We start from the raw sequence: 21,694 nt of genomic DNA, 5'->3' as shown, positions 1-21,694 counted from the left end.
CTCAGATCAGACCATCGAGTGGCTCTGCGCCGTTGAATCCGTGACCGCTGGTTGACGCTGCGCCCTGTTCCGGAGCACCCCGATCCCTTCAATGCTGGTCTCCACGACCGACCCCTCCTTGATGAACCGCTGTGGATTCATGCCGAAGCCGACGCCGCTGGGAGTCCCCGTCAGGATCACGTCACCAACGTTGAGCGTGAGGATGGTCGAGATGTAGGACACGAGCTGCTCCGGACTGAAGAGCAGATCGTCGATCGAGGATTCCTGCATGACGTCGCCGTCCAGGACCGTGCGGATCATCGCTGCCGGGGGCATCTCCTCGGGGGTCACCATCACCGGCCCCAACGGAGTGCTGTTCTCCCAGGTCTTGCCCTGTAACCACTGCATGGTCCTGAACTGGTAGCCGCGCATCGAGATGTCATTGGCCACCGAATAGCCCGCGATGTGCGCGGCTGCCGCATCCACTGGGATCCGTCGGCCTGCAGTGCCGACGACGATGGCCAGCTCGGCTTCCCAGTCGATGAGCTCGTCCTCCACCGGAAGGTCGATGGGATCCGAGGCCCCGATCAGCGCCTCAGGGTACTTCGCGAACAGGGTCGGGTACTCGGGGACATCGGCACCCATCTCCTCGATATGCGTCTGGTAGTTGGCGCCGACGCAGATGATCTTGCCGGGACGGGGAATGACCGGCGCCAGCTCGACCGCCGTGGACGGCAACCTGGTTCCACCGCGGGAGGTCGCGATGTCCGCCCACTCCGGGTGTTGGAGCAGCGCCCCGACGTCGCTGAATCCGTCCAGGACCACATGCTCCTCCCCCTCCTGCCGCGCCGCGTAGGTCTCGCCGTTGAATCGAATGGTGGACAGCTTCACGTATGGCTCCTTGATGAGGTGGACTGCTGGGAGGGATGACTGGTGGTGATCGGCTCGGCGGGATGCGCAGAGTGGGCCCGGGCCGGGGTCTGGGACGGGGCACTGCCCGCACCGGGACCGCCGCCGGACTGCCGGACCGAGCCGGGCCGACGTCGTGGTGGAGATGGTGTGGCCGAGTCCCAGAAGGTGATCTTGCGCTGCAGCCAGGAGACGATCAGGAAGAGGATCAGCCCCAGGGCGCTGAGGAAGAGGATCAGGGCGAAGACCCGGTCCAGGGCGATGCGGGAGCCGGCCACCCGGATCTGTTCGCCGAAGCCCACGCCGCCGCCGATGAATTCTGCGGCCACGGCCCCCGTCACCGCGGACACCACGGCCACCTTGAGCCCGGCGAAGATGAACGGCAGGGCGCGCTGCATCTTGAGCTTCCAGAACACATCCCATGGTTTGGCCTTCATGGACCGGAACAACTTCAGCTCATCCTCAGACGTCGCCGCGAGGCCGGAGACGGTGCCGATGATGATCGGGAACACGGAGAGGAACGCGGCCATCACGAACTTCGAGGTGATGCCGAAGCCGAACCAGGCGATGAACACCGGGATGAAGGCGATCTTCGGGGTGGCCTCCAACAGGACGAACAGGGGCATCACCGCGCGGCGCCCGAACTGGGTCTGGCCCACCCACAGGCCGATCAGGAAGCCCACGACGCAGGCCAATCCGAATCCGATCAGGATCTCCTGGATCGTGATCCAGAGCTGGCCGGCCAGGAATCCGCCGGTGAACAGCTGCTGCGTGACGACCACGAGCTCCTCGGCCACCGCCATCGGCGGGGGCAGGATGATGTGCGGCACGCCGCCGAACATCGTGACGGCCTGCCAGACCAGAAGGAAGACGACGACCACGAGGGCGATGGCCGCCGGCTGGGGCAGGGAGTTCAGGGCGCTGCCGAGCCCACGCCGGGGGCGGTGACCGGTTGAAGCGGAGTCAGCCACGGTCATGCCCCCGATCCAGTGCCGCACGGACCTGTCCGACGTAGTCGGCGAACCGCGGTTCGGCCATGGTCTCCATGGTGCGCGGGCGTGGCAGGTCGATCTCGATGAGTTCCGAGATGCGTCCGGGCCGTGCCGACATGGCACAGACCCGGTCCGCCAACAGGACCGACTCGGGGATGGAGTGGGTGACGAAGACCACCGTGGCGTTCCGGGCCATGGCGATGCGCTGGAGCTCCAGGTCCATCCGTTCCCGGGTCAGCTCATCAAGGGCCCCGAACGGCTCGTCCAGGAGCAGCACGTCCGGTTCCGTGATGAGCATGCGGCAGATCGCGGCCCGCTGTGCCATGCCTCCGGAGAGTTCATGCGGGTACGCCTGGTCGAAGCCTGACAGGCCGACCGTCTCCAGCAGGTCCATGGCCGCCTCGCGGTACTTCCGGGCGGCCTTGGTGCCGTCCCGCAGCTCGATGGGCAGCAGGATGTTCTCCACGGTGGTGCGCCAGGGCAGCAGGGTGGCCTTCTGGAACATGATGCCCACCTCGTCCGGCGGTCCGTCGATCTCCCGTCCGGCCAGGGAGACCGTCCCCCCCGCTGGGGGTGAGCAATCCGGCCAGGGCGTTGAGCAACGTGGACTTCCCGCATCCGCTCGGACCGATCAAGGCAGTGATGGACCCTCTGGGGATCTCCAGGTTGATGTCCTTCAGGGCTCGGACCTCGCCCCCTGGGAACACGTGGTTGACGTCCCGGATCGAATAGCAGGTCTCCCCGGCGGCACCGTTCTGCTCCACCGCCGTGTTCACGGGTTCGCCGTGCGTGGTGGCGGCACTCATCGGTTGAATCCCTCCACGAACTCGTTGGTGTACAGGGAGTCGGCCTCCACGGCTCCCTCCTCGATCTCTCCGGACGACACTGCATCGTCGATCAGTTGCTGCCAGTACTCGGGATTGGAATAGCCGAAGTCGTCGCCGTCCGGTGAGGTGACCGTCTTCCGGGAGGCCTCCAGCAGTGCCGTCGCGTACTCCGGATCCTCGACTTCCTGCGGCTGGTACTGACCGCAGGCGGCCACCACGTCGTCCGGGTTCTCCAGCCCGTGTTCGGTGGCCTGACGGTAGGCCCGCCCGAAGGCCTCGATGGCCTCGGGCTGATCGGCGATCAGTTCGGAGCTGGCGGCCACGCCGTTCCCGAAGAGGTAGTTGGTGGCGTTTCCGGAGATGTCCTGCAGGGGCTGCCCGGCCTGCTCCAGCGTCGCCACGCCGTCGATGGAGGCCGAGTAGGCATCGATGTCCCCTCGGCTGAAGCCGGCCACGGCCTGGCCCCCCTCGCCCACGGTCATGATCTCGTAACTGCCCTCCTCGAGACCTGCCTCCCGGAGGATGGTCTCCAGGAAGCTGACCTCTCCCCCGTCAGCGGTGGCCACGCCGATGGTCTTGCCCTCCAGCTGGCTGGCGTCAGAGATCCCGCTGTCCTCCGGAGTGACGAGGGCGAAGTTGCCCCCGGGGTTCACATTGGCCACGTACTGGACATCCTCGCCGCGGGAGTTGGCGAGGACCACGGGGATGGAACCCGGCGTGCCCAGGTCCACCTGGCCGGACAGCATGGCCTGGAGGACGGCCGAGGACCCGTTGACCACCTCGATGTCCACCTGGACGCCGTTCTCCTCGAAGAAGCCCTGCTCCTGGGCCACGTACACGGGGAAGAACCCCAGGCAACTGCTGGTCACCATGGCCACGGACAGCTGATGCTGGCCGCCTGCCGAGGCGGAGGACCCTGCCTCTTCCTGGGAGGCCTGCTCGGCGGCGGGGCCTCCACAGGCGGTGATCGCGAGCAGGCTGGCCGCGCCCACGGCGGCGAGGGTCTTACGGGACATGATGACTCCTTGGTCGGGTGAGGACGGTGCTCGTCGGGACGGCGAGATCACGACTATTGGTTATAACCAATAGGTGTAAGGTAGATCACGTCAGCCGGTCACGTCAACGGCCGATTCCGAGCCAGTCCGGCTGGCGCACCTCTGCCCCCGGTACTGTGGGCGCAAGCCTCATACACCACCAGGAGAATCCCATGCCCTTAGACCTCGAATCCCCGTCACGGGCCACGGCGGTGGCCCGGTACATCGAGGAGTACATCGAGGAGAAGGGGCTCAGCGCTGGTGATCGGATCGGCACGAAGCAGGACCTGCAGCAACGCTCGGGCGTGGCCCGCGCCACCGTCAACGAGGCCGTCCGGCTGCTTCACGACCGAGGTCGCATCTCGGTCCGCAGCGGCCCCCAAGGAGGACTCTTCGTGGCGGACGTCGATCCGGGGATCCAGCTGGGCAGGTTCCTCCTCGCCGTCGGCAAGGATGCCGCAACGGTCACCGACGCGATGGCCCTTCGCGACTTCCTCGAGACGATGGTGATGCGGGAGGCCACGGAGCATCGCAGGCCCGAGGACGTGACCGCGCTCCGACACTGCCTGGACCGGATCGTGGGCGCCGGGGACGACCCGGGCCGACTGCTGCCGCTGGTCTGGGAGTTCCACGATCGCATCGCCACCATCACCCCCAATGTCGTCCTGAAATCGACCTACCTGGGGCTGGTCGGCTTCATCAGGGACCAGGTGAAGGGACTCCCCGACTCACAGACCTCCACCCCGGGCAGCTTCGCCCAGGAACGGGTGGCGGCACACGTGGCCTTGGTGGACGTGATCGAATCCGGGGACCTCTCGCGGGTGGACGAGGTGGTGGAGCGTCACAACGCGACCCCCTGACCGGGCAGATCCGGCCCGATCCGGCTACAGCCCCGTCTCCCCCATCTGCCCCTCACGGACCAGCGCGGTCATGCGGGAGACGGTGCGGAAGTACTTCTTCATGTAGCCACCGCTCATCATCTCCTCGGTGAAGAGCCGGTCGAACGGCACCCCGGAGGCGATCACCGGGACGTCCTTGTCATACAGGCGGTCGGCCAGGACCACGAAGCGCAGGGCCATGGCCTGCTCGGAGATGGTCTGCACGTTGTGCAGCACCATCACGTCCACGTCCTCCACGAGCTTGCGGTAGCGGCTCGGGTGGACGCGGGAGAGGTTCGCGGTCAGGTCGGCGAAGTCATCCTCGGAGACGACGCCGGCCTCCGGGAAACGCTCGGCCCGCACCGCCTGCAGCTGGCCGTCCTCCAAGGGGGCGGGCGCCGCGGTGAGGCCGCGATGGCGGTAGTCCTCGCCGTCCACCCGCACCACATCGAACTGCTCGGCCAACACCTGGATCTCGCGCTTGAAGTCCTGGGCCGCGAAGCGCCCGTCCCCCAACGAGCCGGGCAGGGTGTTGGACGTGGCCACGAGCTTCACCCCGGCGTCGGCGAGCTCCCGCATCAGCCGGGACATCAGCACGGTGTCGCCCGGATCGTCCAGCTCGAACTCGTCGATGCAGACCAGGGTGTAATCCTTGAGCACGTCCACCGTCTTGCGGAAGGACAACGCCCCCACGAGGTTGGTGTACTCCACGAAGGTTCCGAAGGCCTTGGGCCCCGGGGCCGCATGCCAGGTCGAGGCGAGCAGGTGGGTCTTGCCCACGCCGAAGCCGCCGTCCAGGTAGACGCCGGTGGCCGACGTCGTGCCCTTGCCGTTCTTCCCGGGCTTTCCGGACTTCCCGCCTTTCAGGAAGCCGAACAGCCCGCCGCCGGAGTTGTTGGAGCCACCGGCCCCGCCGCGGCCCTTGATGGAGGCGGCAAAGTCCCGCAGCCGGTGCACGGCCTCGGCCTGCGAGGGGTGGGACGGGTCCGGGATGTAGGTGTCGAAAGAGACCTCACCGAAGCGGTAGGAGGGGTGGAAGCCGGCGAGCAGGTCCTCTGCGGACACCTGCGGGGTGCGGTCGGCGAGGTGGACGATCTCGGCCACGGGCGGCTCCATCCTGGACGGGTGACGGGTCATGGGCTGGCGATGAGCGCGTGAGGGCGCTCTGAGGGGACGACGTCGGTAACTCTACCGCCGCTCACCACCCGCCTCCGTCTTGTCCTCACCCTGCGCTCACCCTGCGTGCCCAGCTCAATGAAGGGTCACCTCACTAAATACCTCCCGCTCCTGTGGCGTAATGTACGCACCATGACTGCGGATTCCACCACCTCCCCCGGCACCTCCACCGACGCAACCGACTTCTCCTCCTACGCCCATCCGGAGAAGCTCGTCTCCACCCAGTGGGTGGCCGAGCACGCCCAGGACGGCGACCACGGCGACATCGTGGTCCTGGAGTCCAATGAGGACACGCTGCTGTACGCCACGGGTCACATCCCGGGTGCCCTGAAGATCGACTGGCACACGGAGCTCAACGACCCGGTCACCCGCGACTTCGTGGGCCCGGAGGAGTTCGCCCGCGTGCTCGGATCCAAGGGCATCGGCCGGGACACCACGGTGGTCTTCTACGGCGACAAGTCCAACTGGTGGGCCGCCTACGCCCTGTGGGTCTTCACCCTCTACGGGCACGCGGACACCCGCCTGATGGACGGCGGCCGGGACAAGTGGATCGCCGAGGGCCGCGAGACCACCCGCCAGGTCCGCGAGGTCACCGCCGTGGACTATCCCGTCATCGACCGTGACGACACCACCGAGCGCGCCTCCCGGGAGGACGTGCTGAACCACTTCGGCAAGCCCCTCGTGGACGTCCGTTCGCCGCTGGAGTACACGGGCGAGACCACCCACATGGACGGGTACCCGCAGGAGGGCACCCTGCGCGGCGGCCACATCCCGTCCGCCGCCTCCGTGCCGTGGGCCAAGGCCGCCAACGAGGACGGCACCTTCAAATCCCGCGAGGAACTGGAGCAGATCTACCGGGTGGAGGCCGGCGTCGGGGAATCGGACGACGTGGTGGCCTACTGCCGCATCGGTGAGCGCTCGTCCCACACGTGGTTCGTGCTGCGGTACCTGCTCGGTTATGAGAAGGTCCGCAACTACGACGGCTCCTGGACCGAGTGGGGCAACTCCGTGCGCCTGCCGATCGCCGTGGGCACCGAACCGGGCGAGGTCCCCAGCCGATGAGCGTCCCGGCCAAGCTGCAGGAGATCATCGACGACTTCCAGGCCGTTCCGGATGCGGAGAAACTGGAGCTGCTGCTCGAGTTCTCCGACGAGCTGCCGGCCCTGCCCGCGCGCTACGACGGGCACCTGGATGAGATGGAACAGGTGGTGGAGTGCCAGACCCCGCTGTTCCTGGCCCTCGAGCTGGAGCCGGCGCCCGGGGCACCAGCAGCGGCAGTAGCAGAGACAGGGCCCGACGCCGGCCCCTCGCCCGATCCTCTCGTCCGCCTGTTCGTCTCCGCCCCGCCCGAGGCCCCGACGACCCGCGGTTTCGCCTCGGTGTTGTCCCAGGGGCTCGACGGCCTGCCCGCCTCCGAGGTCCTCGCGGTCCCGGAGGACCTGTCCAGGCTGCTGGGCCTGCAGAAGTCCCTGACCCCGTTGCGCCTGCGCGGCATGTCGGCGTTGCTGGGTCGCATCAAGCGCAACATCTCCACCCAACTGGTCTCCTGAGCCTGCAGACCGCCTGCACTCGCAGACTGACTGAGCCCGCAGACCGCCTGAGACCACTGATCACCGGAGACTGAACACCGTGGCCCGCAGACCCACCCCCGGACCCACCACCGCGACGCCGGCCCTCGCCGCCCTGCACCGTGCCGGCGTCGACTTCGAGGTGCTGGAGTTCGAGGTACCGGAGTTCGAGGTGCAGGAGTCCACGCCGGAGACAGGTTCCAAGGCCGGCTCCGGCGCCGGTTATGGCCTCCAGGCCGCGTCGGCACTCGGGGAGGATCCCGGGCGCGTGTTCAAGACGCTGATGGCGCAGCTACCGGACGGCTCACTGGCGGCCGGTGTGGTTCCCGTCGCGGGCAGCCTGGACCTCAAGGCCCTGGCCGCGGCCCTGGGCGTAAAGAGGGTGACCATGGCCGATCCGGCCCTGGCGGAACGGCGCACCGGATACGTGGTCGGCGGGATCTCACCCCTGGGCCAGCGGCAACGCTGCCCCGTGGTGCTGGATTCCTCCGCCCTGGCCCTGCCGGATGTCCTCGTCTCCGGTGGACGACGCGGGCTGGACGTCCGGCTGGCCGCCACGGACCTGATCAGGGTCGTCGGGGCGGTGGTCGCGGACATCGCGACGTCCTGAGCCGGTGTGACGTCCTGAGCCGGAGTTCAGTCCAGCGCGGAGGCACCTCCCGTGGTCGCGGTGAGGGCCTCGGCCACAGCGTTCTCGGTGGCCAGCAGGGCCTCCGCCATGGACTGCTGGGTGGCGGGGCTCCCGGCGGGGGTCAGCGCAGCGGCGCGGATGTGGGCCTTGTCCACGTCGGGGAAGAGCCGGTGCAGGAGCCTCGTGGTGCGCAACAGGGAGATGAGTGGCCACGTGAGGTCGTCGGCCGGACGCCCCTCCATCAGCACGGCGCGGATCCGCTCCCGCAGCTCACGCTCGACGTGGTGGTCCCGTTCCACGTAGCGGGTGCGGTGGAAGATCCACAGGACGGTGCTCTCGCCCTCCTCCACGATCCGGCGCTTGACGAGGGAGGCAGCCACCGCGTCCCGCAACGACTGGCGGGAGAACCGGTTGATCCACTGCTCGGCATCCCGGTGCCGGGTGAAGGCGTTGATGATGTCCCAGACCTGCTCCAGCGGCCACTCCAGTTCCGTGGCGCTGGCCCAGACCGGCGGGTTGCGTTCCGCCGCGAAGACCTGTTCCGGGTGCTCGATCGAACGCACGGTGGTCCCCGTCACCTCGAGTCGTCCTCGGCGGGCCAACTCGGTGATCGCGGCCCCGGCGATCCCCATTCCGGCGGTCGGCCCGTCCAGTAACAGACGCCCCTTCTTCTCGTCCAGACAGAGCAGGAGGAAGTACTCGGGGATGTTCAGGGGACGGTCGGTGACAGCCTCGTCGCTGCCGGTGATGGGCTCGCTCATGGTCCCATTGTGACGCAGAGGTCCATGCCAGGTCAGGAGCTGGGCGGTTGGGCCCTGCTCTGCCGGTACACGGTCGCCATGCGCTGGCCGACCGTGACGGCGGAGGCCACCGTCAGCAGCATCAGGACCACGGCCAGGAACCACGGGTCCAGGCCCAGGCCGGTGAGCCCGGCGAACACGAGCGTCGAGACGAGCCGTTCGGCCCGTTCCGCGATCCCGGTGTTGGCCTCGAATCCCAGGGACTCGGCCTTGGCCCGGACGTAGGACACCAACATGCCCAGCGCCAGGCTGGCACCGGCGGCGACCCCGGCGATCCAGAAGTCACCGGCACCGAAGAACCACAGCATCAGCCCCAGGAAGACGGCCGCGTCCTGGACACGGTCGAGCGTGGAGTCCAGGAAGTTCCCCCACCGCCCGGTGGTCCCGGCGAGACGGGCCATCACCCCGTCCAAGACGTCCGAGAAGACGAACAGGGTGATGACCATGGTGCCCCAGAACAGCTCGCCCATCGGGAACAGCACGAGTGCCCCGAGGCTGACCCCGAGCGTCCCCACGATCGTCACGGCGTCCGCCGAGACGCCGCGCGCCAGCAGGAACCTGGCCATCGGCGTGAAGATCCGGGCGAACAGGGCCCGGGCATAGCGGTTGAGCATCAGCCGCTCTGCCGGGCGTCGAACTCGGCCTCGGCCTCTGACCAGGCTCCGGACACGGCCGAACGCACGGTGTCCAGGGTGACCGTGATGTTCTTGGTCTCGGCGATGATCGGCAGGAAGTTCCCGTCCCCGCCCCAGCGGGGCACGATGTGCTGATGCAGGTGAGCCGCGATGCCGGCACCGCCGGTCTTGCCCTGGTTCATGCCCAGGTTGAAGCCGGTGGCCCGGGCGGTGGCCCGCAGGGCGATCATCGCGACCTGGGACAGCCGGGCCAGCTCCGCCGTCTCCGGCAGGGTCAGGTCCGTGTAGTCCGGCACGTGGCGGTAGGGGCAGACCAGCAGGTGGCCGGCGTTGTACGGGTAGAGGTTGCACAGCACGTAGGCGGTCTCACCACGGGCCACGATCAGTGACTGTTCGTCCGGGCGGCCGGGCGCGGCGCAGAACGGGCACGTCGACTCCCCGCTGACCTGGTCCTGCCCGCCGCGGACGTAGGCCATCCGGTGCGGGTTCCACAGCCGTTGGAAGCCGTCCGGCGTCCCGGCGAGCTGGAAGTCGTCGGTGACCGGGCCGTCGTCGGGCATGCCCTCCGGACCGGAGGTCACTGGGACTCCCGATTCCTCACGGCCCTCACGATGCGCTCCACCGCGTCCGCCACCGGCACGCCGTTGTCCTGGCTGCCGTCCCGGAAGCGGAAGGACACGGCACCGGCCTCGGCGTCCTCGCCACCGGCGATGAGCACGAACGGCACCTTCTCCTTGGACGCCGTGCGGATCTTCTTCGGGAAGCGGTCGGAGCCGTCGTCGAGGCGGGCGCGGATGCCCTGTGCCCTGAGCTGGTCGACGACGTCCCCCAGGTAGTCGTTGAAGGCCTCCGCCACCGGGATCGCCACGACCTGCTCCGGGGCCAGCCAGGCGGGGAAGGCACCCGCGTAGTGCTCGGTGAGCACGCCGAGGAAACGCTCGATGGAGCCGAACAGGGCCCGGTGGATCATCACCGGCCGCTGGCGGGAGCCGTCGGCGGCCTGGTACTCGAGGTCGAAGCGCTCCGGCAGGTTGAAGTCGAGCTGGATGGTGGACATCTGCCACGTACGGCCGATCGCGTCCTTGGCCTGGACGGAGATCTTGGGACCGTAGAAGGCGGCGCCGCCCGGATCCGGCACGAGGTCCAGCCCGGAGGCCGTGGCGACCTCTTCAAGCGTGCGGGTGGCCTCCTCCCAGATGGCGTCCTCGCCCACGTACTTCTCCGGGTCCTTGGTGGAGAGCTCGAGGTAGAAGTCGTTGAGGCCGTAGTCCTTGAGCAGGTCCAGCACGAAGGTGAGCGTGGACGTCAGCTCGTCCTTCATCTGCTCCTTGGTGCAGTAGATGTGGGCGTCGTCCTGGGTCATGCCGCGCACCCGCGTCAGGCCGTGGACCACGCCGGACTTCTCGTAGCGGTAGACCTGCCCGAACTCGAACAGGCGCAGGGGCAGCTCCCGGTAGGACCGGCCCCGCGAGGAGAAGATCAGGTTGTGCATGGGGCAGTTCATGGGCTTGAGGTAGTAGTTCTGCCCCTGCTTGGTGATCTCACCCGTGACCGGATCGCGCTGTTCGTCGATCTGCATGGGCGGGAACATGCCGTCCGCGTACCAGTCGAGGTGCCCGGAGATCTCGTAGAGGTGCTGCTTGGTGATGTGCGGGGTGTAGACGAACTCGTAGCCGGCCTCGGTGTGACGCTGGCGCGAGTAGTCCTCCATCTCCTTGCGGATGATGCCGCCGCGGGGGTGGAACACGGGCAGGCCGGAACCGAGCTCGTCCGGGAACGAGAACAGGTCCAGTTCGGCACCGAGCCGGCGGTGGTCACGTCGCTCGGCCTCCGCCAACCGCTCCTGGTAGGCCTTGAGGTCCTCCTTGGTGGGCCACGCCGTCCCATAGATGCGCTGCAGCTGCCGGTTGTTCTCGTTGCCGAGCCAGTACGCGGCGGCCGAGCGGGTCAGGGCGAAGGCGTTGGAGATCAGCTTGGTGTTCGGCAGGTGCGGTCCGCGGCAGAGATCGCACCAGAGGGTGTCCCCGGACTTGCGGTCCACGTTGTCATAGATGGTGATCTCGCCGGCGCCCACCTCGATGTTGGCGCCCTCGCCCACGGCATCGGCATCGTTCTGCTTGCGGAGGAGTTCCAGCTTGTAGGGCTCGTCCGCCATAGCCTGGCGGGCCTCCCCCTCGGAGACCACGCGGCGGGCGAAGGTCTGACTCGAGTTGACGATCTTGAGCATCATCTTCTCGAGCGTCTTGAGGTCCTCGGGGGTGAAGGGCTCGGCCACGTCGAAGTCGAAGTAGAAGCCGTCCGTGATGTACGGGCCGATGCCCAGCTTGGCGTCCGGACGCAGCTGCTGGACCGCCTGGGCCATCACGTGTGCGGTGGAGTGGCGCAGGACGTTCAGGCCGTCCTCCTCGGAGATGTCGACGCCCACGACGTCGGCCCCGGCCGGGATCCGGCGGCTCAAGTCCTGCAGCTCGCCGTCGACGCGCATCACGACGATGGTCTTCTGGTCGGCGAAGAGCTCCGTGCCGGTGGTACCCGAGGACACCTCCCGCTGTTCCGCGTTGACGGTGATGGTGATGAGTTCGTTCTGCGACGCCTCGGACACGGTCCGGTTCCTCCTCGGGTAGGGCTTCTGAGCTGGTGGCATACGGGGGCCACCGCCAGCCACGGGCCATTCTAGGGCAGTGGGTCGACGCGGCGGTCTGTTGGGCCCGTTCGGTCCGTTCGGCATGTTCGGCGCGTGGGCGTTCGGCGACCGTTCCGCCGGCAGTGCCCCTGATCTGACCCTGGAGGGACCGGCGGGTGCACAATACCGGCATGACTGCACCGCGCCCACTGGGCCGAGACAGGTCTCTCCGTTCCGGACTCCGCAGCTCCGGACACCGCGGCTCCGGACACCGCTCCGGACACCGCTCCGCCGGAGGCCAGCTGGCCACGCTGGGGGCCCTCGGGGTGGTCTTCGGGGACATCGGCACGAGTCCGCTCTACGCGCTGCATACCTCATTCAGCATGGATCACAACGATGTGGGGCTCACCGCGCACGAGGTCTACGGCGTCATCTCGATGGTGCTGTGGACCATCACCATCATCGTGACCGTCAAGTACGTGGCGCTGTTGATCCGGGCGGACAACGGTGGCGAAGGGGGCATCCTGGCGTTGGTGGCACTGATGCGGCGGAGGATCACCGGCCGGCACCGGCTGGGATGGCTCACCCTGGTGGGGGTGGTGGGGGCGTCCCTGTTCTACGGCGACTCGATGATCACCCCGGCCATCTCCGTGATGAGCGCGGTGGAGGGCCTCGCCGTGGTGTCCCCCGAATGGGGCCGTCTGGTGGTGCCCGTCTCCGTGGTGATCCTCGCGCTACTGTTCCTGTTCCAGCCGGCCGGCACCGGGCGGGTCAGCCGGGCCTTCGGACCCATCATGCTTCTGTGGTTCGTGGTGATGGCCGTCATGGGGCTGCCGCAGGTCATCGCCCACCCACAGATCCTGGGAAGCCTTTCCCCGCACTGGGCCATCGAGCTGGTGATCCGTCAGCCGTTCCCGGCCTTCGTGCTGATGGGGGCCGTGGTCCTCACCGTCACCGGGGCCGAGGCGCTCTATGCGGACCTCGGTCACTTCGGGGCGAGGGCGGTGCGGCAGGCCTGGCTGGCCGTGGCGATGCCCTCGCTAGTCGTCGTCTATCTGGGGCAGGGGGCGGTGGTGATCTCCGCGCCCGATACCGCGGGAAACCCCTTCTTCCACTTGGCCCCGCCTGCCCTGCAGCTTCCGCTGATACTCCTGGCCACGGTGGCCACGATCATCGCCTCGCAAGCCGTGATCTCTGGTGCGTTCTCCGTGACGGTGCAGGCCATCCGGTTGGGGCTGCTCCCCCGCCTGGTGGTGCGGCATACCTCGCGGCAGGAGGGACAGGTCTACCTGCCCATGGTCAACGGGGTCCTCTGCGCCGGAGTCATGGTCCTCGTGACGGCCTTCGGCTCCTCGGCCGCACTGGCCAGCGCCTACGGACTCGCGGTCACCGGAACCCTGCTGCTCGTGTCCGTGACCTTCCTGGTCTTCGCCCGCACGGTCTGGCGGTGGCCCTGGTGGGCGGTGGGAGCCTACACGCTGGTGATCGGCATCCTGGAGGTGGTCCTGCTGGCGGCGACCTCCACCAAGATCCTGGCCGGCGGGTGGATTCCGTTGCTGGCCGCCGCACTGGTGCTGACCGTCATGGTGACCTGGCACCGCGGTCACCAGGGCCTGGTGGCCGAACGCCGCCGGATGGAGGGTGACCTGCGGCAGTTCATCGCCACGGTGCAGGGCGTGCGCCGCATCCCGGGGGTGGCGGTGTTCCCCCACCCGTCCCCGGATACCACTCCCCTGGCCTTGCTGCGATGCGTGGAGAGCTTCGGTGTGCTGCACGAACGGGTGGTGATCGTGCGGGTGGTGGCCGCAGGGGTCCCGCACGTGAGTGCGGCGCATCGGATCCAGGTGCGCCATCTGGGTTCGACGGAGGATGGAATCGTCCACGTGACCGTCACGGTGGGCTTCCTGGACGCCCAGGACATCCCGCGCAGCCTGGCCCTGGCGGTGGACGGCGGTCCCGAGCTGGACCTGGACCTGGACTCCGCGCACTACTTCATCTCGGTATTGGCGCTGTTGCCGCCCCACACCCACCCGTTCCGCAGCTGGGGTCAGCGGTTGTTCCTGGCCCTGGAACGCAATCAGGCAGACCGGACCGAGGTGTTCCACCTGCCGCCCACCCGGACCGTGGTGATGGGCTCTGAGCTGCCGACTTGAAATGCCAGCTGACAGAACCCTGCCTCTGGCGGGCCCCAGCTGACCGAGCCATCAATCCGGTGGGTCTGCAGTCCCACCGCGCCGGTACCTGTTCCGGCGAGCGCGCCGGGTGGTGTCCAGATACGGCGCCGGGATGAACCAGGGGACGCCGTTTCGGACAGAGATCTCCCAGGCGTCGGCGTGGACTGCATGGTGATGGTGGGAGCACAGCAGGACTCCGTTCTCCACCGAGGTCGGTCCCCCGTTCTCCCAAGGGTCGATGTGGTGGGCCTCGCACCACAGCGCCGGAATGGAGCAGTTCGGCGCCGCACATCCACCGTCACGTGCCACCAGTGCCTGCCGGATCCTACGGGGGAAGAGTCGTTGGGCCCGACCGATGTCCAGGACCTGCCCGTCACCGCCCATGACGACGGGGATCAGGTCCGCTTCACAGGCCCACTGCCGGATGAGCCGGGGCGAGACGGGCCCGGCGTAGGCCGCCTGGGACAGGAGTGTGTCTGTCGCGTGGACCTGGTGCACACGGTTGAGCAGCGAGTCGTGGTCGATCGTGACGAGCACCTGCGGCCGGAAGCCGCCGCTGGCTGGCAGATCGGAGAGATCAGCCAGGGCGAGGGCACCGGTGAGAGCGCTGACGAGGCCGTCCAATTGCTTCTGCCCCACACTGCGCGGATCCAAGCGCTGCAGCTCCGCCTCCTCCGCAGCCACGGCTTCAGCCGCCGTGCACTCCGGACCGAGGGCCCGGGGATTCGAGGCGGCCGCGGCGACGGTCTGCAGGATCTCGTGCTGCCCATCCGTGGCCAGGACCTCCCACCGGTGCAGGCCGTGACCCCGCTTCCGCCCCCGGTAGAAGAAGCCCTGGGCTGCATTCACCTCGGCGTCGGTCGGTTCGCGACCATCGGGATCGACCAGCGCGTCGAACCGTAGCCGCCAATGGGCACAGATCTTCGACAGGGTCTCGGGGTCGACGTCCCGGGCGTTGGCCACCAGGAGGCGCTCACCGGCCACCAACTGTTCATCGACGATCTCCGGGGGCGCATCGGCGAGCGCCGCCTCCCGCCGGGCGGTACTCAGGGTGGAGGCGATGAGATCTCCTGCGGAGGTGTCGAACTCAGCCTGGAGCACCGAATCGGCCAATACCGGCAGCCGGGGCGGGACGATCTGGGAATGGTCCACGGTGCGGGTCGCCATGAGGTGTCCCGACCGGTCTACCCGGCGCCTGGCCTCCCGCCGATCGATGTGTAGGTGCTCGCGGAGGTAGTCCGGGGCATGGCGGAAGGCCGTCTTGCCGGCGGGGAGGCCCAGAACCTCGCGGCGCTGGTCCGGCAGATCGAAGACCCGGTCGATGTGTCCCGCCAGCGCTGTCCTTGAGGCGTCGACGCTCCGGGCCAGCCGTTCGACGGCGACGGTGATCTCCGGCAGGACTCCAGGCGGGACGTCGGCTGACCCCTGCGGCCCGGGCGCTCCACCCTCTGCGCCCGCTGCGCCACCGTCGCCGTCCGCGTCGTCGCCACCGTCCGCGCCAGCTGCGCTGTACACCGCATCATCGGCATAGAGGCCCCAGTCCGCGGAGCGGTCGCGTTGCGGACCACGAGGGAACCGGGGCAGGTCATCCAGGAAGTCGGGCGAGGACAATCGCGCCGTCAACTCCGCGGCCAGCGCGAGCGACAGGGTGAGGAGGTCTGGGGTAGCCAGGGCGCCGACGTCGTTAGGTTTGGATTCTGTCACTGCACCCACCTCCCGATGGCTCCCGCCCGCCTTCTTGTTAGCACACATATTCGAACATGCGGGGTGGACAAGATAAGCATGCAGCTGCCCGGAGGTGGCCGGCTCGCCGGGAGATGTCTCCTGTGGAGGACTCGGCACGCACCTGAGCCTCCGCCTACACCCACGCCGACGCGCATGCCGACCCGCCCGGCGGCACCAACGCCCGGGCGGTCTCCGGGGCGGGCGAACCGTAGATCTGGCGCACCGGCGTCGGGATTCCTACACTCGGGCCATCACACAGGACCCGGCGCCCCCGGCGCGGCGGCCGGCCCGTGCCCTCGACGTCAGGAATGCGCCCATGCCCTCCACCGCCAAAGGCTCCACCACCAAGGGCTCCACCACACCCGGCCGTGCACCCCAGCCCCCACGGCTCAAGGTGCAGAACTTCTTCGTCTCACGGGACGGCGTCGCGGCCGGGGAGGACCAGAGCCTGGAGCGCCCCTTCGGCCATGTCGATCCGGGGCCGTTGGTCGCATGGGCCGGCGCCACCGCCAGTTGGCCCAACCGCACCGAACCCGGCGGTACCCGCGGCCTGGACGACCACATCGTGCGCGACTTCACCCACAACATCGGCGCCGAGATCATGGGCAGCCACAAGTTCAGCCCCTACCGCGGCCCCTGGGAGAACGAGGACTGGACGGGTTGGTGGGGTGACGACCCGCCGTTCCACACCCCGGTCTTCGTGCTGACCCATCACCTGCGCCCGTCCTTCTCGCTCGGTGACACGACCTTCCACTTCCTGGACGCCAGTCCGCCGGAGGCCCTACGGATCGCGCAACAGGCAGCCGACGGCAGCGATGTCCGGCTCGGCGGTGGCGTCACCACCGTGTTGGAGTTCATCGAGGCGGACCTCGTGGACGAGCTCCACATCGCCGTGGCACCCCATGACATCGGCTCCGGGCTGCGGTTGTGGGACTCCCCTGCCGATCTCGAGGACCGGTACCTGCACGAGAGCGTCCTCAGCCCCAGCGGGATGGAACATCACTTCTTCTGGCGGTGACGGTCGGCCGCGGGACGCCTGGACCGGTCACCTCCGGGCGTCGAGCACGGCGAGCAGATGCCGGTTGCGCTGCCGGATGAGCCGCCGCAGGTAGGGCACCAGCACCAGCTTCTCGGCCAGTCGACCGAACACGGGCGAGGCCAGGGTGATCGTGTCCGTCATCACCGTCGCCTCGCCCACCGCCCGGTACTCGTGCACATGGCGGAAGGACCGAAAGGGTCCGGCGACCTGCTCGTCGACGAACCGGCGGGGCCGGTCGTGGTCGGTGATCCGCGAGGTCATGGTGAACCAGATGCCGAAGTGCCTGGCCCGCCACGTGACCGTCTCCCCGAGCCCGATGGTCCCCGTGGTCACCCCGCCGATGGCCTGCTCGCCGGAGTCGGCCATCGACCCCAGGTGTTCATCGATGCTGAGGGAGACCTCGAAGAGCCGGTCCGCAGGATGGGCCGACCTCGTCTCCACCGTGAAGGTGCTCGCCATGCATCGATCGTCGCACAACCCGGCTGCCGGCCGACCCAGACAGCACCGTCAGGCCAGACAGCACCGTCAGACCGGTCGGTTCAGTCGGCCCAGTCCTCCGGCGTCGGCAGCAGCTCCCAGGTCTCCGGGTGAGGCACGGGGACGGGCCGGTGGATCGACAGCGCCCTGGAGGACGCCCGGTAGGCGCCGGCCGTCCGGTTGCCGCCCGTCGCCGAGGCCCCGGCGGGCACGCCGACCGGTCCGCGGACCTTCACGGGCCACGAGCCGGTGTCATGGTGCGGGATGTCGGGGACCCGGGTGCCGGCGTCGTGCTCCACCGCCCTGCGCGCCCCGCCGGTGCCCTGCTGCTGGGCCGCGGACGAGACGGCGGGCCCCCACGGCACCGGAGCCGGCTGTCCGGTGGCCCGGTCCCGGTCCCGCCGCAGCCAGGCCCGCCACTGGTCCCGGCTGGCGTCCAGGTAGTCCGGGTCCGGCAGGGTCTCCGGCCGGTGCAGGTCCCACGCCCGGATGGCCTGCAGGCTGATGGCCTTCGGCCCGGTGCGCCGGGTGGTGCCCTCGATCAGCATCAGCCGGGAGGAGAACAGCATCTCCCCGGTCTCGTGCTGGGCCTCCGTGAAGAAGGAGGCGTCCACGCAGCCGGTGCCGTCGTCCACGGAGATGAACACCACCCGCTTGCCGCTGCGCATGGGCGGGGTCTGCGTGGCCACCCGCACCCCGGCCACCAGCACCCTCGATTGCGACCTCAGGCCCAGCAGGTCCTCCGCCGCCGTCACCCCGAGCGCGTCCAGGTACGGCCGGTGCGACTCCATCAGATGCGCCGTCAGGTCCATCGCGGTCAGGTCGAGCTCGGTGCGCACCTGCTGGTCCCGGCTCGGGTCCGGGAACATCGGCACGATCGCCTCCGCCTCGGTGTCCGGCAGCTCGAGGGAGAGCTGGCCGTCCACCTGCCGGCGCCCGGGCCGCTTCCTCCGCCCCGAGAGCCCCTCGGCGTCCCCGCTGTGCTGCAGTTCCAGATGGTGCACCAGGTCCGTGCGTGAGGCCCCTCCCGGTGGCAGCAGGCAGTCCAGGGCGCCGAGCTGGGCCAGCCGCTCGAGGTTCCGCCGCGTCGGCCGGGCCCGGTCCCGCACATCGGCCAGCGAGGCATACGGCTGCCCCGCCACGATCCGGGCGATCTCCGCCTCGCTCAGCCCGGACAGCGCGTTCAGCGCGAGCCGGATCCCCCAGCGGCCGGCGTCGGGCCCCTTCCCGCCGATCTCCGGGTGCGCGGGGACCCACTCGAGCCGGAAGGCCTCGGTGGAGGCGTTGACGTCCACGGGCAGCACGGGGATGCCCATGCGGCGCGCCTCGGCGATCATCAGCCGGCGCGGGTACATGCCGGGGTCGTGTTCGAAGATGCCGGCCAGGAACGCCTCGGGGTGGTGGGTCTTGAGCCAGGCCGAGTGGTAGGTGGGCACGGCGAAGGCGGCGCCGTGGGCCTTGCAGAAGCCGAAGGAGCCGAAGGCGTGCAGGGTGGCCCAGACCTCGTCGATCACCGTCAGCGGATAGTCCCGCCGCAAGGCCTCGGCCCGGAAGAACTCCTCCACCACGTGTTCCTGCTCCCCACCGATCTGGCGGCGGAACTCATCCGCCTTCGCCAGCCCGCACCCGGTCATCACATCGAAGGTCCGCAGCACCTGCTCGTGGAAGACCGTGACCCCGTGGGTCTCGGCGAGCACCGGTTCGAGGCTCCGGTGCGGGTACCGCGCCTCGGAGAAGCCGTGCCGCTGCTCCAGGAAGGGCCGCACCATGTCCGACTGCATGGGGCCGGGGCGGAACAGGGAGATGTCGATGATCAGGTCGTTGAGCTCGGTGGGGGCCATCTTCCCGATCAGTTCCCGCTGCCCCGGGGACTCGATCTGGAAGATCCCGAGGGTGTGGGTGGTGCGGATCATCTCGAAGGTTGGCTCGTCGTCGAAGGGCACCTGCTCCAGGTCCACCCGCCGCCCCGTGGTCCGCTCGATCTCCTGAAGTGTGTAGGCGATGGTCGACTGCATGCGCACCCCGAGCACGTCCAGCTTGAGCAGGCCCATCGGATCCATATCGTGCTTGTCGAACTGGCTCATCGGCAGCCCGATCCCGGAGGGCTGCACGGGGGTGCGGTCCAGCAGGCTGGCGTCCCCGAGGATCACCCCGCACGGGTGCATGGCGATGTGCCGCGGCAGCCGGTCCAGCCGCTCGGTGAGGTCCACGAGCAGGTCCAGCTGCTGCTGCCCGGCGGCCCGCCCGGAGGCGACCTGGTCGGCGAAGCCACGCAGCTCCGGCATCCGGTCCATGGCCTCGCGGAAGCTCGAGGCGGAGAACCGCCACAGCTGCTTGGCGATCGTGTCCACCCGCTCCGGCTCCATGCCCAGCGCCATGCCGGCGTCCCGCACCGCGCCGCGCGCCCGGTAGCCGTTCTGCATGCTCATGAGCGTGGTGCGCTCGGCCCCGAACCGGTCGAACATCGCGTGGTAGACGTCGTGCCGGCGCGCCGACTCCACGTCGATGTCGATGTCCGGCAGGGTCGAGCGGTCGTTCGAGAGGAACCGCTCGAAGATCAGCTCGTGCCGCATCGGGTCCACATTCGAGATCCGCAACAGGTGGTTGACCAGCGAGGACGCCCCGGAACCGCGCGCCGAGACGCGCACTCCCATGCCCTCGATCATCCGCACCACCTCGGCCACGGTGAGGAAGTAGCTGGCGAAGCCGAGCCGGTTGATGATCCCCAACTCGTGCTCCAGCCGCGCCTCCAGGTCCTGCCCGGCCTTCGAGGACGCGAAACGGCTCCCCGTGTAGAGCTCCGGGAAGCGCGTCCCGGCCCCGGCGAGGGAGCGTTTCCGCAGCTCGGCGACGGGGTCCCCACCGACCCCCAGCACGGAGGTCTCCGGCACCGTGGGACGTCCCCAGCCCAGGTCCGTCTCGGGGTCCATCCGGCAGGCCTCGGCCAGGGCATGGGTGTCCCCCAGCAGGGCGGCGACCCCCTCGGCGCCGTGGCCCTCACCGTTCGCGGCGCGGCAGACCTCCCGGGCGATCTGGTGCATGGCCCCGGCCGGCTTCAGCCACCCCTGCCCGTTGGGCTGGAGATCGCTCAGTGCCTCCAGGGAACTCAGGGCGCGGGCGGCGTCCAGGACGTCAGCGGTGGCGGCCCCGTCCGGGGTGGCGTAGCGCACCGCGTTGGTCAGCACCGCCGGCACCCTGACGTCCCGGGCGGCCCGCAGCATCTTCACGGCGTGCGGGGCGGAGAGCTTCTCGCCCGGCGGCGAGAGGTGGCAGACCACCTCCACCCGCAGCGACCCTGCGGGCAGGGCCGCCTTCCAGCGGCGCAGCAGCGCCCGGCCGGCGGTGTACTTGCGTGCGGCCATCAGCTGCCCGACGCCGGACCCCGGTCCCAGCAGCACGAACAGCTCCGGTGGGGCGCCGTGGTGCCTGCCGGCAGACCACTGCGCCAGCTCGGCGACCGTGACGTACGGTGATCCCCCTGCCGCCCCTCCCGTGGTGTGGGCGTGCGCGGCCGAGATGAGCCGGACGAGGGCCCGGTAGCCGGTGCCGCCGGTCCCCCCGCGGGCCAGCACCAGCACCCGGCCGGCCGGGCCGGCGTCGGGAAGCCCCCAGCGCACCGCCAGGTCCACCCCGAGCACCGGGGACAGGCCGTGCTCGAGGCAGGCACCCACGTGCTTGGCCGTTCCGTACAGCCCGTCCCGATCCGTGCAGGCCAGCACCTCCGCGCCGTCCGCCGCGGCGGCCGCGGCCAGCTCAGCCGGCCAGGACACCCCGTAATGGGAGCTGAAGGCGCTGGCCACGTTCAGATGCGGGAAGCCTCCGGCACCACCCATCAGGCGCTCTCCCGCAGGCGCACGGCGGCGCCGTCATGCACGCGGACCAGCCGCCAGCGGCCGGAATCCAGATGGTGGGAGAGGTCCAGTGTCAGCAGGGGCGCGTTGCGGGCCCGCTCCAGCCGGACCTGGACCCGCCAGACCTCATGGTCCACCAGGCCGGCGCCGCGGCCCCGTTCAGCCCGCTGCTCCTCGGTCCACCACTTGCGCCGCTCGTACCAGCGCACCGGGTCCGCCGCCAGCACATAGTTCCGACCGTTCCACTCCAGATACTGCGGGAGACCTGCCGTGGTGCATTGAACGGTGACCGATTGAGTGAAGATTCCCATGGGACGTGATTCCTGACCTGTTCTCGTCGTGACTTCTCATGCCGTACTCCTCCCCTCCGGCGAAC

Annotated in this window: 19 protein-coding genes and 1 pseudogene; 6 read left to right on the top strand and 14 right to left on the bottom strand. The window is 69.2% G+C overall.

What is annotated here, in order from left to right; all coding sequences use genetic code 11:
- Positions 1-6: 6 nt before the first annotated feature.
- The 5 genes and pseudogenes from AB0K08_RS08055 to AB0K08_RS08035 all read right to left on the bottom strand — a co-directional run bounded on the left by AB0K08_RS08055 (position 7) and on the right by AB0K08_RS08035 (position 3,723).
- Positions 7-870 (bottom strand): fumarylacetoacetate hydrolase family protein, encoded by an 864-nt coding sequence (locus AB0K08_RS08055; RefSeq protein ID WP_363353195.1) that lies wholly within the window; start codon positions 868-870, stop codon positions 7-9.
- A complete protein-coding gene (locus AB0K08_RS08050) occupies positions 867-1,865 on the bottom strand; it encodes an ABC transporter permease (protein ID WP_363353193.1) in 999 nt (332 codons plus the stop codon). Before AB0K08_RS08050 ends, AB0K08_RS08055 begins: the two co-directional genes overlap by 4 nt.
- Positions 1,852-2,394, bottom strand: coding sequence for an ABC transporter ATP-binding protein (locus AB0K08_RS08045; protein ID WP_363353191.1), 543 nt, complete (start codon positions 2,392-2,394; stop codon positions 1,852-1,854). Before AB0K08_RS08045 ends, AB0K08_RS08050 begins: the two co-directional genes overlap by 14 nt.
- A 97-nt stretch (positions 2,395-2,491) precedes the next feature.
- Positions 2,492-2,686, bottom strand: a pseudogene (locus AB0K08_RS08040) (hypothetical protein); the annotation flags it as partial.
- A complete protein-coding gene (locus tag AB0K08_RS08035; RefSeq protein WP_363353189.1) occupies positions 2,683-3,723 on the bottom strand; it encodes an ABC transporter substrate-binding protein in 1,041 nt (346 codons plus the stop codon). The gene AB0K08_RS08035 and the pseudogene AB0K08_RS08040, both read right to left, overlap by 4 nt.
- A gap of 191 nt (positions 3,724-3,914) precedes the next feature.
- On the opposite strand from AB0K08_RS08035, the gene AB0K08_RS08030 reads away from it, so the two are divergent.
- Positions 3,915-4,601: an FCD domain-containing protein gene (locus AB0K08_RS08030; RefSeq protein ID WP_363353187.1), complete on the top strand. Its 687-nt coding sequence runs from the start codon at positions 3,915-3,917 to the stop codon at positions 4,599-4,601.
- Between the two features lie 24 nt (positions 4,602-4,625).
- Here the strand turns inward: AB0K08_RS08030 and zapE are convergent, their stop codons facing one another.
- On the bottom strand, positions 4,626-5,723 hold the full coding sequence (gene zapE, locus AB0K08_RS08025) for a cell division protein ZapE (RefSeq protein ID WP_363353185.1): 1,098 nt from the start codon (positions 5,721-5,723) through the stop codon (positions 4,626-4,628).
- A 204-nt stretch (positions 5,724-5,927) separates the two neighbouring features.
- On the opposite strand from zapE, the gene AB0K08_RS08020 reads away from it, so the two are divergent.
- The 3 genes from AB0K08_RS08020 to AB0K08_RS08010 all read left to right on the top strand — a co-directional run bounded on the left by AB0K08_RS08020 (position 5,928) and on the right by AB0K08_RS08010 (position 7,973).
- On the top strand, positions 5,928-6,857 hold the full coding sequence (locus AB0K08_RS08020; protein WP_363353183.1) for a sulfurtransferase: 930 nt from the start codon (positions 5,928-5,930) through the stop codon (positions 6,855-6,857).
- On the top strand, positions 6,854-7,345 hold the full coding sequence (locus AB0K08_RS08015) for a SufE family protein (protein ID WP_363353181.1): 492 nt from the start codon (positions 6,854-6,856) through the stop codon (positions 7,343-7,345). The genes AB0K08_RS08020 and AB0K08_RS08015 overlap by 4 nt, the downstream gene beginning before the upstream one ends.
- 79 nt (positions 7,346-7,424) lie before the next feature.
- Complete coding sequence (locus tag AB0K08_RS08010; RefSeq protein WP_363353179.1) at positions 7,425-7,973, top strand: aminoacyl-tRNA deacylase; 549 nt, start codon at positions 7,425-7,427, stop codon at positions 7,971-7,973.
- A 26-nt stretch (positions 7,974-7,999) separates the two neighbouring features.
- Here AB0K08_RS08010 and AB0K08_RS08005 read toward each other — a convergent pair whose 3' ends face one another.
- From AB0K08_RS08005 to thrS, 4 genes are read right to left on the bottom strand one after another with little or no spacing between them, the layout of a single operon-like run.
- On the bottom strand, positions 8,000-8,755 hold the full coding sequence (locus AB0K08_RS08005) for a GPP34 family phosphoprotein (protein ID WP_363353177.1): 756 nt from the start codon (positions 8,753-8,755) through the stop codon (positions 8,000-8,002).
- Positions 8,756-8,787: 32 nt separating this feature from the next.
- Positions 8,788-9,408, bottom strand: a complete 621-nt coding sequence (gene pgsA / locus AB0K08_RS08000) for a phosphatidylinositol phosphate synthase (protein WP_363353175.1) — start codon at positions 9,406-9,408, stop codon at positions 8,788-8,790.
- A complete protein-coding gene (locus AB0K08_RS07995; protein WP_363353551.1) occupies positions 9,408-9,989 on the bottom strand; it encodes an HIT domain-containing protein in 582 nt (193 codons plus the stop codon). Before AB0K08_RS07995 ends, pgsA begins: the two co-directional genes overlap by 1 nt.
- A 17-nt stretch (positions 9,990-10,006) precedes the next feature.
- Positions 10,007-12,073, bottom strand: coding sequence for a threonine--tRNA ligase (thrS, locus tag AB0K08_RS07990; RefSeq protein ID WP_363353173.1), 2,067 nt, complete (start codon positions 12,071-12,073; stop codon positions 10,007-10,009).
- Between the two features lie 170 nt (positions 12,074-12,243).
- Here thrS and AB0K08_RS07985 point away from each other — a divergent pair, with 170 nt between their 5' ends.
- A complete protein-coding gene (locus tag AB0K08_RS07985) occupies positions 12,244-14,205 on the top strand; it encodes a KUP/HAK/KT family potassium transporter (protein WP_363353171.1) in 1,962 nt (653 codons plus the stop codon).
- Between the two features lie 51 nt (positions 14,206-14,256).
- Here the strand turns inward: AB0K08_RS07985 and AB0K08_RS07980 are convergent, their stop codons facing one another.
- Complete coding sequence (locus AB0K08_RS07980) at positions 14,257-15,930, bottom strand: HNH endonuclease (RefSeq protein ID WP_363353169.1); 1,674 nt, start codon at positions 15,928-15,930, stop codon at positions 14,257-14,259.
- Between the two features lie 337 nt (positions 15,931-16,267).
- On the opposite strand from AB0K08_RS07980, the gene AB0K08_RS07975 reads away from it, so the two are divergent.
- A complete protein-coding gene (locus tag AB0K08_RS07975) occupies positions 16,268-16,969 on the top strand; it encodes a dihydrofolate reductase family protein (protein WP_363353167.1) in 702 nt (233 codons plus the stop codon).
- A gap of 27 nt (positions 16,970-16,996) precedes the next feature.
- Here AB0K08_RS07975 and AB0K08_RS07970 read toward each other — a convergent pair whose 3' ends face one another.
- The 3 genes from AB0K08_RS07970 to AB0K08_RS07960 form a co-directional block, all read right to left on the bottom strand.
- Positions 16,997-17,449, bottom strand: a complete 453-nt coding sequence (locus AB0K08_RS07970; RefSeq protein ID WP_363353166.1) for an SRPBCC family protein — start codon at positions 17,447-17,449, stop codon at positions 16,997-16,999.
- An 80-nt stretch (positions 17,450-17,529) separates the two neighbouring features.
- A complete protein-coding gene (gene dnaE, locus AB0K08_RS07965; protein WP_363353164.1) occupies positions 17,530-21,300 on the bottom strand; it encodes a DNA polymerase III subunit alpha in 3,771 nt (1,256 codons plus the stop codon).
- Positions 21,300-21,629 carry a DUF6504 family protein gene (locus AB0K08_RS07960; protein ID WP_363353162.1) on the bottom strand — a complete coding sequence of 110 codons (330 nt, stop codon included), beginning with the start codon at positions 21,627-21,629 and terminating at the stop codon, positions 21,300-21,302. The genes dnaE and AB0K08_RS07960 overlap by 1 nt, the downstream gene beginning before the upstream one ends.
- Positions 21,630-21,694: the final 65 nt, after the last annotated feature.

This window comes from Citricoccus sp. NPDC055426, from assembly GCF_040677445.1.
Lineage (GTDB): Bacteria > Actinomycetota > Actinomycetes > Actinomycetales > Micrococcaceae > Citricoccus.
This window is presented reverse-complemented; position numbering and strand designations above follow the sequence as displayed.